Raw genomic sequence first — 12,770 nt, forward strand, 5'->3', positions numbered from 1 at the left:
TATACGATACCATACCTTGGTTAGTTAATCTGCTCTATAGCCAACTCGTTGCGATAGGTGTTTCGTGTTTGAGACAGCTCTTTATATTGTTTCAGATAAGCGTATTTAAGGCGTGTGTTTTTATAAATAACACGCGCTATAGCCAGTCCTTCGGCTCCATCTAAAAAACCAAGTCTGATAATGTAATTGCGTAAAAAGCCAAAAGCGGGCGAGAAATGTAGTTTGATAAAGGTAGCCTTTTTACCGGCTTTGTAATATTTGGCTGCGCTTAGCTGCGCATAAAGAATAGCTTTACGCTTAAAGTCGTCAATATCAGTTACAGAGTGGTGTTGGATATAACCTGCTATGCTTTTGATCTGGGCATAGGAAGGTAAAAGCAGGGTTTCGTGTACTTCGGTTTCGCCCCATTTTACCAATGAACGGTTAAACAAACGCAGGTGATGATCATTTCCCCAATTACCAAAACGGATCAGCTTTTTGCCAAAGTATGATTTGAATTTGATATCGTAAACAACATTCGGTTTGTCAAAGGTTAAATTATGGAGCGATTTAATAAGCTCCAAATCAGGTACCTCATCAGCATCAATACTAAAGATCCAGTTGTAGCGGGCCTGAGCTACCCCTTTATTTTTGTTTGCTCCATATCCGCTCCAGCTTTTTTGAAACACCCTGCAGCCATAACGGGAGGCAATAAGCGGCGTGCCATCGGTACTGTCATTGTCAATCACAACAATATCATCCGTAATTAAAGAAGCCATTTTTATACAATCTTCAATTAAGGCAGCTTCGTTTTTAGTAATGATCACAACAGACACCGGTACCATGCAGCAGTAGTATTAGTATATAAATTATAAAGAGCTTGTTTTGCCCTTTTATAATATATATCGTGCATGTTCCGGGGATGGTTGCCTTAAAATAAATAAACCGGCGAAAAAACATTATGGATTTTGCTTATTCCATTCTGTTACATTAATCAGCTTATCAGAAATGGCGTTTCGACAATTCGGATTGGGACACAGGATAATCCAGCGATCTTTAGTTTGTTCAATTACCGGACGTGTCCCGCAGGTTTTACAATTTTTTACAGGGAAGTTTGGGTTTATATCGATTCTCATAAAAGGCCTTTAAAGCAGGCGGATTTATATGGCATACGCTATAAGCACACGTACCGGTTGCCTTATTATCAAAAATATAATTATTTGTGAGGATTTATTCAGGACGTGTTAACTTGTCCACATTTTGTATAAATGATTTCTTTAGGTGAGAAAAGTGTGCATGATATTATCCAACTGTGTGAAAAATTTAAATTATTTTGCACAACAGGCAACCTTTTAATAATAGTTGCCGTGATGTGCGTAGATAAGGTTAAATTTATGTGTTTGATTCTGAGTTTATAAACCCCATATGGGCGAAGAAGAGTTACATCAACTGATCAATGGCTGCGTAAAGCAGGACAGGAAAAGTCAGAAAATGCTCTATAAGGCGTTTTATGGCTTTTCTATGGGTATTTGCCTGCGTTACGCGGGCAACCGTGATGAGGCTGCAGAAGTAATGAACCAGGGCTTTATGAAGGTATTTACCCATATAGACAGGTTTGATACTTCCAGGCCGTTTAAAGCATGGATTGGCCGCATTATGATGAATGTTTCTATTGATTATTACCGGGCCAATTTAAAGATGGCTTATACCGAGGATTTGGAAAAAGCAGAAAATGTGAGCGAGGGGGACCTGACAGATAAAAATTTAAATTATGAAGACCTGCTGGCTATGGTACAGCAGTTGCCGCAGGCTTATCGTACTGTTTTTAACCTTTTTGCGATTGACGGGTATTCTCATGAAGAGATAGGGGAAATGTTAAATATCAATCCGGGCACATCAAAGTCAAACCTGCATAAAGCAAGGCATAAACTAAAACAAATGATATTAAAAGCAGAGGAAACTGCTAATAAAACCAATTACAACAGGGGTATGGATTTTAACCCGATTGTGGCCTATAATGGCATAGGTATAGATGTAAGGACAACTTTTTTTAATAATGGTATCAGAGGATGAAAAGCGAAGAAGATTTAGATAACATTTTTAAGAAGAGGCTGGAAGACCCGGCAAATCATCGATCGTTTAACGAGGATGACTGGGATGCGCTTGAGCAAATGCTTGACGAGGGCAAGAAACGTCGTGGAATTGTTTACTGGCTGCCAATTGCAAGCGGAATAGCAGCGATGTTGCTGCTATTTTTAGGATGGTGGTTTTTTAAACCTAATGTAAAGGATGATAATATAGCAGGGCAACAACAGGTTAAGGTTAAGCCCGCTACGCCTAAAACAAATCCCGGAACCAGTGGCGGGGTTACGCCGCAACCACCAACAGACAGTTTATTAACAACCCGGCCGGCCGGGAACAGCAACATAGCTGCCAACAGCAATACAGGCAATCATGCTCATACAGGTCAAATAAGCTTAATACCATCTGTTGCCGGCTCCCACCATAATATTCCAGGTGTAAACAAAAAGGGAATTAGCCGGGATACCATTATGCAACACGATCACGCCCTGATGGCAGGTACCGAGCCAACTGGTAATAATGGTACCATTTCAAATTTGCTGGCAAATAGGGCATTATCACTTGACATACAATCTTCTCCTTTAGCTGTTCCTGATTTTAAAACAAATATTGAAAAGCAACCTTTTCAAGCATCTGCAACAAAACCTAATAAAAAAATAACTAAACAGAGCTTTGGTTACCGGCCGCAATGGGCTATTACGGCGCTGGCATCATCTGATGTTAATGGTACAAATTCCTTTCAGGGTAAAGTTGGCAGCAACTATGGTTTACTGCTTTCATTTGGTGCCACTAAAAAGTTAACTATTACAAGTGGTGTTGTGTATTCGTCAAAGCCTTACAGTACAAGCTTTGCTAATTATAATACTACATATAGCTTTAAGCATGACCCAATTGATGTAACTGCCGATTGCAAAATGCTTGATATCCCAGTTAATATAGCTTACCAGGTGTACGGTAATTTTCGCAATAAATTATCGGTGGGTACTGGTTTATCCTCATACCTGATGCTGCACGAAAAATATACTTATAATTATGGCGATGGTGCTAATAGTGCCGCATGGCCCCAAACTTATACTGTACCTAACAGTAAAGGATATTTATTGAGTATTGTCAATATAAATGCAACCTATGAGCACAAGATAAACTCAAAGTTTGGGATAAGCGTTCAGCCGTATATGAAAGTGCCAATTTCGGGCGTTGGATATTCTGATATTAAACTGCAGTCTACAGGCGTAGCGGTAGGGGTAACGTATAATCTTAATTCGTTCAGAAAGCCGTAAGCATTTTGTACAACCCTTAAGCTGAGGCCAGCATTCCTTTTATACTAAATGGAATTATTATCTTGCGCCACATTTACCCCACAAGATCAATCTCCATGAAAAAACTACTGTTTTTTGCCCCCTTGTTATTACTATTTTCATGTGGGCATGGCCCGGCACAGCAACTCGAAAATAAAAAACTCAACGGCCTTGCCGTTGAATATGTAAAGCTTGGCCTTGCAATAGGGCAATACGACGGCGATTTTGTAGATGCTTATTACGGGCCGGATTCACTTAAACCCAAATCCGAGCCTCTTAAAACTTTCCCTAAGGATAGCCTGCTGGCATCGGCAAACAGCCTGATGAATGACCTGCGTACCATCGCCAACACTACAAAAATTGATACTAATAAAATCCGTGCTAACTGGATGGCCGATCAACTGGTGGCCTTCAGTCGCCGGATCCGTATTTTTTCGGGAGAGGAGAGGCCTTTTGATGAAGAATCGCGCGAGTTATTCGGTGTAGCAGCCCCGGTTTATACCGACGACTTTTTTAAAGGACAGATTGCCCTGCTCGACAGCATTTTACCGGGTAAAGGTAACGTGAACGATAGGTTTCAAAAACTGGCCAATAAGTTTATTATCCCAAAAGATAAATTAGACCCTGTTATAAAAGCGGCTATTGCCGAGGCCCGCAAGCGCACAATTGCACATTACCAACTGCCTGCCGGCGAAACATTTACGCTGGAGTACGTAACTAATAAGCCATGGTCGGGCTATAACTGGTATAAAGGAGGTTACAAAAGTACCGTACAGATCAATACCGATCTGAAGATCTTTATTGACCGCGCTATTGATGTGGGCAGTCATGAAAGTTATCCCGGACACCATGTATACAACATGCTGCTGGAGAAAAACCTTTACCATGATAAAGGCTGGGTTGAAATTTCTCTGTACCCGTTGTTTAGTCCGCAATCGTTAATTGCCGAGGGCAGTGCCAATTACGGTATTGAGGTAGCGTTCCCCGGTGATGATAAAATAAAGTTTGCCAAAAATGTATTGCTGCCGCTGGCCGGTTTGGATACCGCCGGTGCCGACCTGTATTTCAAGGCCCTCGCCATAAAAGGAACTTTAAACTATGCACGTAATGAGGCTGCAAGAGGCTTGATCAATAATACCATGAGCCAGGATAAAGCATTGTCGTACCTTAGAAAGTATTGCCTCATGAACGATGAGACGGCTCAAAAATCAATCAGCTTTATCAAAAAATACCGCAGCTATGTAATCAACTACAATTACGGCCAGGATTTAGTGAAAAACTACATTGAATCAAACGGAGGCACGGCCAAAGCTCCTGCAAAGCGTTGGGAATTGTTTGGCAAATTGCTGAGCCAGGAAGTTGAACCGGTAAGCTTGGTAAAGAAGTAAATGGCGTTTTACTGTTTGGGGGACGTTGTGTCCGTTTGAACGGATGTTTATATAGAAGAAGCTGCGTCATAAGTCAAATTGACAACCCCGGTGCTGTGTTACCTATGAGTTAAAATTAGCCGATAATATTTATACAAAAGGGGTTGCCACATTTTTGCTATAAAATTATACCAATTAATTGATTGTTAATTTTTTAAATAAATATTAACCCTGAATTGTGTTAACCCTGTTAACCCCTGTTTTGTTAGAAAAATTAATTTAATAGAAACTATAATATCGCTTAAGGTATTTGGATTAAAAAATGAAGCTTATCATTTATAATACCGCCTCCTTCTATTTATAAGATAATTTTTATTCATACATTAGAGGGCAACGTTTCCTTATACATAACCAATTTAACACCAATATTATCCTTATAAATGATTAAGCCACGGTATTTTATAGCCATGTGTTTTGTGGCAGGTATTTATACGTCCTGTAAAAATCAGCAAGGCAATCAAAACAATAACTATAGCGGTTGGCCCGCCTATGCGGGTTCAAAAGAAGGGTTACGATATTCATCAAACGAAGAGATTACTTTAAATAATGTAAATAAGCTAAAAGTGATGTGGACTTTTAGTACGGGCGATAAGGATACCGCAAACCGCAGCCAAAATCAATGTAACCCCATTATGGTTGATGGTATTTTGTATGGCACCAGTCCTAAATTGAAGCTATTTGCGCTCAATGCTGTCACGGGCCAGCAAAAGTGGCTGTTTGACCCGGCTAAGGATGATACCACCAATAACGGCGACCCGATGGCTTATTATAAAGTGAGCCGTGGAGTAATATACTGGCAAAATGATAATGGCGGCGAAAAAAGAATTTTCTACAGCGTGGGTGCTAAAACCTGGGCTATTGACGCCGAAAACGGCACCCCGGTGCGCTCATTTGGCAAGGGTGGCTATCTCGACCTTACTAAGAATTTAGACAGGGATACCAAATCATTTGTCGCAGGAACTACGCCCGGCGTGGTTTATAAAGATGTATTGATTGTTGGTGACCGTGTATCCGAATCAGCCGATGCAGCCCCTGGGCATGTGCGTGCTTACGATGCCCGTACAGGAAAGCTAAAATGGATCTTCCACACCATACCGCATCCCGGCGAAGTGGGTTACAATACCTGGAAAGATACAACGGCTTACAAAAAATTTGGCGGAGCTAACAATTGGGCGGGTATGGCTTTGGATGAAAAGCGGGGGATCGTGTACATTCCAACCGGCTCAGTAGGTGGTGACTTTTATGGTGGGTTCAGGAAAGGGCAAAATCTGTTTGCCAATTCATTGCTGGCACTTGATGCAGCTACGGGTAAGCTGAAATGGTATTACCAATTTGTGCATCACGACCTATGGGACCGTGACCTGCCCGCCAATCCAAACCTGGTAACCATCGTTAAAGACGGTAAAAAGATAGATGCCGTAACACAAATCACCAAGCATGGTTATGTATTTATGTTCGACAGAACGAATGGAAAACCTATATTCCCGATAGTGGAAACACCTGTGCCAACCAAAGCCCTTCCCGGCGAAGAAGTTTGGCCTACGCAACCCATCCCAACTTTGCCGCAACCTTTCGCCCGGCAAATGTTTAATCCCGAAGATGTTACCGGCCGTACGCCCGAAGTGCACAGGGAAATGCTGTCAAAATATAACCAGGTTAAAAACCGGATCATGTTCACCCCGCCAAGCAAGGAGGGGGGCTGGATCTTCCCCGGTTTTGACGGCGGGGGCGAGTGGGGCGGAGCTGCTGTCGATCCTGAAAGTAAGATACTATACGTAAACTGCTCTGAAATGCCATGGGCGCAGGTGATGATAGATGTACCTAAAACCAACACTAACGATCATTCACCGCAGGCATTGGGACATGTAGTGTATAATACCAATTGCATCAGCTGTCACGGTGCCGAACTGAAGGGTAATGGCACATCCTATCCATCGTTGGTGAACATCGGCAAAAAGTATACTGCCGATCAGGTGAGCGGTATTATTGCTGCCGGCCGCAACATGATGCCTTCTTTTAAACAGATTTCGCCCACAGATAAAAAGAACCTGCTTGCTTTCCTGCTCAAGATCCCGGAAACTAAGGGGGCGAAAGAGGTAGCCAAAGAACCAACCGGCAATCGCTCCGCCAGTTCGGAGGCGGAAAAGAAAATGCTTGATGAAGTACCTTATGCCATGAATGGTTATAACCGTTTTTTAGATAAGGATGGCTATCCCGGTATAAAACCGCCATGGGGTACGCTCAATGCTATCAACCTTACATCGGGCAAGTTGCTTTGGAAAGTGCCGCTGGGTGAGTATCCTGAGTTAACCAAAAAAGGAATCCCTGTAACCGGCACCGAAAACTATGGCGGCCCCCTGGTTACCAAGGGAGGTTTAATTTTTATTGCTGCAACTAAGGATGAAAAGATCCGTGCGTTTGATAAACGTACCGGCAAAGTGGTTTGGGAAGCTAATTTGCCGGCGGCGGGTTATGCTACCCCGACAACTTATTCAATTGATGGTAAACAGTACATAGTTATTGCCTGTGGCGGTGGAAAAATTGGAAGTAAGTCGGGAGATAGTTATGTTTGTTTTGGATTAACCGACTAACACCTCTTTATGGATTTATTTGAAGCAGTTTTTGATTTGTACGAGCAGATACGGTTAAAGGCCGAAAATGATTTTCAGGATCTGATCAAATGCCAGTACACGCAGCAATGTTACAGCGATAATGGCGCTTTTTGCCTTGTATTGGAGGTCACTGTTTTAAAAAATATCTCTGATGATGATTATGGGTTGGTATTTTCCATCAATGCTCAAACAGAACCAAATTACCCCGACCATAAAAGTGATGCTAAAGGTATATTTTTAATTGCCGATGTGCATCGTGGCGATAATAAGGCGATCAGTAATTTGGATGAGCTTGTTTTTGACCCGCAGAATGAAGATGCCGTTGAGGAGGCTTATGCTAAGATTGAGCAATTTGTTAAACCATTTACCACGAGCGTGAGTGATCTGCTTGTCCAGGGGTATGATATTAAGGTAGAGGATAATTCGGTAAATTAGGAATAATCGCCCACATTAAAACAACGTCATTATAAGGTATGAAACAATGACGTTGTTTAAGGTCTTTTAGTTGACGATCGCGAGCGGCCTCTCTTAAAACTGTTCCTCATAAACCGCTCCTCCGGGTGTTTGCAGCTTATAATGTTTTACCTGCCCCGGCCCTTCAAATTCAAAACGGATGCCTACAATACGGCCCATGGTGTGAGCCTGTTTAAATTCAAAGATCTGTTTGTTATTAAGATATATTTTCAGATAATGGTCTTTAACGCTGCATCTCAGGTTTTGAAATTGCGACATATCTGTGCCAAAAGCACTCAGGTCATGGTTTTTTCCATCAACCCATTCTTCACCGGTTAAAATGCCCATATCGGCGATGCATCCTTTGTTTACTATGGGGATTACAATGGCGGTACCGTTACCTAAAATGGTTAGGTCGGCTTTGGCGCAGGCCGATTGGCCGGGTGTTGAGGTATTGCGCAAGGTGCAATCCATGGTGAAATTATCTGCATTAATTCCCGGAAATTCGCGGATGTTGGCAAACTTTACCCAGGTATTGTTAAAAACAGGTGTTCCTGATTTTTGCTCCATGACATCTGCTGTAATTCCCATAAAGCCCTGCCCTTTAATTTCTTCCGGCGAAAGATAAACAGGTATGGGCTGGTGATCGAGGATGCCTTTCCAGCCCTTGGTTTTAATAAATACCGATGTTTCCTTTCGCACATGTTTGTCTACAATGAGCTTTGCTATAAAATAACCGGGATCATAATAGATAGAGGTATACTGTTTGCCGTCACCGGGTACCTGTTCGCGGCGATTAGGGTCCCATGATTGCTGAATAAAAACGCTATCAGAATGAAATGCTGAGGCATCATAATTAAATACAACTGAGTTAGGCAAATCGTCAGAAACTTTCTTGCTGGTGAATTTTATTGAGCCGGGATCAATAGGCTTATTGCGCTTGCTGCTCATGAAAAACAATGCGCCCAATACCAGCAGCAATGTGCTGCCAAACCATATATAGCGTAAACCGGGTTTTGAAAGCGGAGCCACAACTGAGGTATCTGAATCATTTATTTTAACCGGGTACTCAATTACGCCGTTAACCTGGTGGTGCTGCCTGAAATCGCGCCAACTGGTGTAGTCAAGGAAACGGGCAAGGGCATTCAGCGTTGCTGCATTGGGGAAGCTTTCGTAGCGCACCTTACCCCAGATCCTTTTCAGAGTTGATACACTGAGCTGTACCCGTGTTTTATCAAAGATTTGCTGGCTTAGCTGCTCAAAGTCATCATTAACCCAAATATCACTATCACCCCAATTTAAGGTTCGCTCAATAAGCTGCCGGCATAACAAAAGCAATTGTTTTTCCTTTTCCATTGATCTACAGGTAATAATGTGGTTTAAAAATCCCTAAAACGCTTTGAACAAACTTGAACTTAACTTGAAATGCCGCCCGTGCTTTATTGTAATGACAATTTGCAAGTTTTGATTAAAGTTAAAATCAAAACCCATGAACAACAAGATTTTATTGTTTGCCATACTAAGCATGACGCTTGGCAGCGGCTTTTGTTACAGTCAGCAAAAGAAAGTTACATATGATATTAACCAATTGCTGAAGGAAAATAAACTGGTGAAAGCCTACACCCGCCAAACTGTTAAAGAACTTACCGACGGCAATAAACAAGGTCTGACATTAGATGGTATTTTATGGCTTAAGGATGTGGATTTTAAAACAGGCACCATTGATATTGATTTGCGGGGCAGGGATGTTTTTCAGGAAAGCTTTTTAGGCATAGCTTTTCACGGTATTGATACTACAACCAATGATGTTATCTATTTCCGCCCTTTTAATTTTCAGACCGCAGATACGCTTCGCCGCAAACATACGGTACAATACATCAGCGAGCCTGATTTTCCCTGGGATAAACTCCGTAAGGAGCATCCGCTGGTTTATGAAAATGCAGTAAATCCTTTTCCGCTGGCGGAGGCCTGGTTTCATGCGCGCATTGTAGTTAATGCCGATAATATTGTTGTGTATGTTGACCATTCCCATCAACCATCGCTTACTGTAAAAAAACTGAATAACCGGCAAAGCGGGCTCGTTGGCCTTTGGTCGTCCGGGTTGCCGGGCGATTTTGCCAACCTTGTTATTACTCAATAAGTATAAAACAACCATCATCATGAAAAAATTAGTCTTAATGTTAACGCTGTTTGCTGCCGTGGAAACACGGGCACAACAAAAGCACCAGGTATACAACCTTTCGGTTGTATACCCTAAACAATGGATCATTCCTAAAAACGATACGCTTGGCTATGAGCTCGGCACTTTCCAGGGGCAAAAGGCGTTGCTCATCAAACGGAAGATCGGTGACTACAAATCTGCCAGTTTAGCGTATAAGCCGGGTTTAAATTTCAAGGATGGGATTATTGAAATGGATGTAGCTTGTGTAAATCCTAAAGGAGGCTTTGTTGGTTTGGCTTTTCATATCCGGGATGCCCATCATTATGAAACAGTTTATTTCAGGCCGGGATCATCCGGTACTATTAACGCTATCCAGTACATGCCCGAAAAAAAGGCCGAGTTTAACTGGTGGGACTATGAGGCAACAAAATACCAGGCTAAAGCCATAATTCCGCAAAATAAATGGTTTCATGTTAAAGTGGTGGTTCGGGGCAGCAAAATGGAGGTTTATGTGGATAATGCCCCGAAGCCGGCGATGGTGTACACCCCGCTTGATCCGTCATTGAAAAGCGGTGCGGTAGGTTATTGGCATGGAAACTGCCCCAAAGGTGCTTACAAAAATCTTGTTGTAACAGCTTTTAATTAAGAAATGATGCTAACGGGATTTGTGCGCTCTCTGTCCGGCCTTGCGAGGTTTTTAAACTTCGCAAGGCTTCAATTGCAAAAAATCGCCCTAACTACATCGATGTAGTAGAAATATATAGTCAAATGGCTGTCCTGTGCTTGTTTTTATTGAACCAAAATCTGCACTTTTATAACTTGAAATGTGCCCTGCATAAGCACTTTAACCAGTTATTTATAGTCTATGAAATTTAAACACCTGTACAAATCAACAATTACTGCATGTTTATTAGCGCTAAGCCTCAATTCTTTTTCGCAAAATAGTTTTAAACCCCAAAAGGATGTATTGGCAACCGTCAAAAAAAACTTTGCTAATGCGGATGTACAATATAAGTATATGGCCAAACAGTTTGGGCCTGAGCAATTTCCTAAAACGTATCACCCTAATACCGATAAGTTTGAAACAAGCAACAGTAGCTGGTGGTGCAGTGGTTTTTATTCAGGCACATTACTAAATCTATATCAGCAAACTAAAGATGCTGAGCTGCTTAACCAGGCTAATGAAAACTTGAAAGGCCTCGAAAAAGAACAATATAATAAAGGGACGCATGACCTCGGCTTTATGATGTATTGCAGCTTCGGTACAGCAAACCATCTTGAGCCGAAACCTGAGTATAAAGAAATTCTGATTAATAGTGCCAAATCACTTTCAACAAGGTTTAACCCAACGGTTGGCTGTATCCGTTCATGGAATTCAAAGGCTAATGATTTTCTGGTGATCATTGACAATATGATGAACCTGGAACTGTTGTTTTACGCTACCAAGGCAACCGGCGACTCGAGCTTTTATAAAATAGCGGTTACCCATGCCAATACCACTATGAAAAACCACTTCCGCCCGGATTTTAGCTCGTATCACGTAATTAACTATGATGAACAAACAGGGGCGGTAAAAGAAAAGAAAACCGCACAGGGCTTTGCTAATGAGTCGGCATGGGCAAGGGGACAATCCTGGGGGCTATACGGCTATACAGTTATGTACCGCGAAACTAAAGACAAAAAATACCTTGAGCAGGCAAAAAATATAGCGCATTTTATATTGACCAATCCAAACTTGCCTGCCGATAAAATACCTTACTGGGATTATAACGCACCAAACATCCCCAATGCGTTGCGCGATGCTTCTGCAGCATCAGTTATGGCCTCGGCCTTGCTTGAACTTTGCCGTTATGTTGATAAAAAGGATGGCCAGGAGTATTTTAATACAGCTCAAACTATTATCAAAAACTTATCTGCACCGGCATATAAAGCTGACTTGAACACTAACGGAGGTTTTATTTTGAAACACAGCGTGGGCCATTTTCCGGCAGGTACCGAAGTTGACGTACCTTTAACTTATGCCGATTATTACTTTGTTGAGGCCATGGAGCGTTATAAAGCTTTTGCTAAATAACGCTATATTTATTGCATGGCATTAGGCAAAGGTAGGTTAGAAGCATTTAGTGATGGCGTAATAGCCATCATTATTACCATTATGGTGTTGGAAATGAAGGTTCCGCATGGCGAAAGCCTGGAAGCTTTGAAACCGCTTATCCCGGTTTTTTTAAGCTATCTGCTCAGTTTTGTATATGTAGGTATTTACTGGAACAATCATCACCATACCTTGCAGGCGGTACGCTCTGTAAACGGTAAAATATTGTGGGCCAACCTACACCTGTTATTCTGGCTATCGTTGATACCTTTTGTAACCGGCTGGATGGGAGAGACCCACCTCACCCAATGGCCGGTTTTCTTTTATGGTGTGGTGCTCATCATGAATGGTATTGCCTATCGCATCCTGGCGTTAATGCTCATTAAACATCACGGTGAAGACTCGTTAATAGCAAAAGCCTTCGGCAATGATTTTAAGGGGAAAATTTCTGTGGTGCTGTACGCGGTTGCTATATTATGTACCTGGCTAAATCCTGTTGTCAGCGTTGTAATTTATGTAGTGGTAGCCGGGAGTTGGTTTATACCCGATAAACGTTTCGAACGTCTCCTCGAATCTTAACAGTTGCCTGAATTAAGATCGGGATCCCGGTATGATAAAAAGTGCAGTAACCCCGCTTACTTGGTGCGCATAGTTAAAAAGCAGTTC

The 12,770-nt window shown here is 42.0% G+C and carries 11 protein-coding genes; 9 read left to right on the forward strand and 2 right to left on the reverse strand.

From position 1 onward, the window contains the following. Window positions 1-20: 20 nt before the first annotated feature. Window positions 21-824 carry a glycosyltransferase family 2 protein gene (locus BLP33_RS03570; protein WP_090524939.1) on the reverse strand — a complete coding sequence of 268 codons (804 nt, stop codon included), beginning with the start codon at window positions 822-824 and terminating at the stop codon, window positions 21-23. 580 nt (window positions 825-1,404) lie between these two features. Between BLP33_RS03570 and BLP33_RS03575 the strand changes: the two genes are divergently transcribed. The 5 genes from BLP33_RS03575 to BLP33_RS03595 all read left to right on the forward strand — a co-directional run bounded on the left by BLP33_RS03575 (window position 1,405) and on the right by BLP33_RS03595 (window position 7,833). Then, window positions 1,405-2,052 carry an RNA polymerase sigma factor gene (locus BLP33_RS03575; protein WP_090524942.1) on the forward strand — a complete coding sequence of 216 codons (648 nt, stop codon included), beginning with the start codon at window positions 1,405-1,407 and terminating at the stop codon, window positions 2,050-2,052. Further along, window positions 2,049-3,341: a hypothetical protein gene (locus BLP33_RS03580; protein WP_090524945.1), complete on the forward strand. Its 1,293-nt coding sequence runs from the start codon at window positions 2,049-2,051 to the stop codon at window positions 3,339-3,341. The genes BLP33_RS03575 and BLP33_RS03580 overlap by 4 nt, the downstream gene beginning before the upstream one ends. Window positions 3,342-3,436: 95 nt before the next feature. Further along, on the forward strand, window positions 3,437-4,747 hold the full coding sequence (locus tag BLP33_RS03585) for a hypothetical protein (RefSeq protein WP_090524947.1): 1,311 nt from the start codon (window positions 3,437-3,439) through the stop codon (window positions 4,745-4,747). Window positions 4,748-5,166: 419 nt separating this feature from the next. Then, window positions 5,167-7,377, forward strand: coding sequence for an outer membrane protein assembly factor BamB family protein (locus BLP33_RS03590; RefSeq protein WP_090524949.1), 2,211 nt, complete (start codon window positions 5,167-5,169; stop codon window positions 7,375-7,377). Window positions 7,378-7,386: 9 nt separating this feature from the next. Further along, the gene (locus BLP33_RS03595) at window positions 7,387-7,833 is read left to right on the forward strand and encodes a hypothetical protein (protein ID WP_090524951.1); all 447 of its coding nucleotides are present in this window, start codon (window positions 7,387-7,389) and stop codon (window positions 7,831-7,833) included. 93 nt (window positions 7,834-7,926) lie between these two features. Here BLP33_RS03595 and BLP33_RS03600 read toward each other — a convergent pair whose 3' ends face one another. Further along, complete coding sequence (locus tag BLP33_RS03600; protein WP_090524953.1) at window positions 7,927-9,207, reverse strand: hypothetical protein; 1,281 nt, start codon at window positions 9,205-9,207, stop codon at window positions 7,927-7,929. 133 nt (window positions 9,208-9,340) lie between these two features. Here BLP33_RS03600 and BLP33_RS03605 point away from each other — a divergent pair, with 133 nt between their 5' ends. The 4 genes from BLP33_RS03605 (at window position 9,341) to BLP33_RS03620 (ending at window position 12,683) form a co-directional block, all read left to right on the forward strand. Then, entirely contained in the window at window positions 9,341-9,991 is a 651-nt protein-coding gene (locus BLP33_RS03605; RefSeq protein WP_139159919.1) for a hypothetical protein, read from the forward strand. A gap of 19 nt (window positions 9,992-10,010) precedes the next feature. Further along, window positions 10,011-10,658, forward strand: a complete 648-nt coding sequence (locus BLP33_RS03610) for a LamG domain-containing protein (protein ID WP_139159920.1) — start codon at window positions 10,011-10,013, stop codon at window positions 10,656-10,658. A gap of 219 nt (window positions 10,659-10,877) precedes the next feature. Next, window positions 10,878-12,086: a glycoside hydrolase family 88 protein gene (locus BLP33_RS03615; RefSeq protein WP_090524961.1), complete on the forward strand. Its 1,209-nt coding sequence runs from the start codon at window positions 10,878-10,880 to the stop codon at window positions 12,084-12,086. 15 nt (window positions 12,087-12,101) lie between these two features. Next, window positions 12,102-12,683 carry a TMEM175 family protein gene (locus tag BLP33_RS03620; RefSeq protein WP_090524963.1) on the forward strand — a complete coding sequence of 194 codons (582 nt, stop codon included), beginning with the start codon at window positions 12,102-12,104 and terminating at the stop codon, window positions 12,681-12,683. The last annotated feature ends 87 nt before the right edge of the window (window positions 12,684-12,770 follow it).

This window comes from Mucilaginibacter sp. NFR10 (assembly GCF_900100445.1).
Taxonomy (GTDB): Bacteria; Bacteroidota; Bacteroidia; order Sphingobacteriales; family Sphingobacteriaceae; genus Mucilaginibacter; species Mucilaginibacter rubeus.

Coding starts and splice junctions, on each gene's coding strand:
- BLP33_RS03575 (WP_090524942.1), top strand. CDS start 1,405: ATGGGCGAAGAAGAGTTACATCAACTGATCAATGGCTGCGTAAAGCAG.
- BLP33_RS03570 (WP_090524939.1), bottom strand. CDS start 824: ATGGTACCGGTGTCTGTTGTGATCATTACTAAAAACGAAGCTGCCTTA.
- BLP33_RS03610 (WP_139159920.1), top strand. CDS start 10,011: ATGAAAAAATTAGTCTTAATGTTAACGCTGTTTGCTGCCGTGGAAACA.
- BLP33_RS03590 (WP_090524949.1), top strand. CDS start 5,167: ATGATTAAGCCACGGTATTTTATAGCCATGTGTTTTGTGGCAGGTATT.
- BLP33_RS03595 (WP_090524951.1), top strand. CDS start 7,387: ATGGATTTATTTGAAGCAGTTTTTGATTTGTACGAGCAGATACGGTTA.
- BLP33_RS03605 (WP_139159919.1), top strand. CDS start 9,341: ATGAACAACAAGATTTTATTGTTTGCCATACTAAGCATGACGCTTGGC.
- BLP33_RS03600 (WP_090524953.1), bottom strand. CDS start 9,207: ATGGAAAAGGAAAAACAATTGCTTTTGTTATGCCGGCAGCTTATTGAG.
- BLP33_RS03615 (WP_090524961.1), top strand. CDS start 10,878: ATGAAATTTAAACACCTGTACAAATCAACAATTACTGCATGTTTATTA.
- BLP33_RS03580 (WP_090524945.1), top strand. CDS start 2,049: ATGAAAAGCGAAGAAGATTTAGATAACATTTTTAAGAAGAGGCTGGAA.
- BLP33_RS03585 (WP_090524947.1), top strand. CDS start 3,437: ATGAAAAAACTACTGTTTTTTGCCCCCTTGTTATTACTATTTTCATGT.
- BLP33_RS03620 (WP_090524963.1), top strand. CDS start 12,102: ATGGCATTAGGCAAAGGTAGGTTAGAAGCATTTAGTGATGGCGTAATA.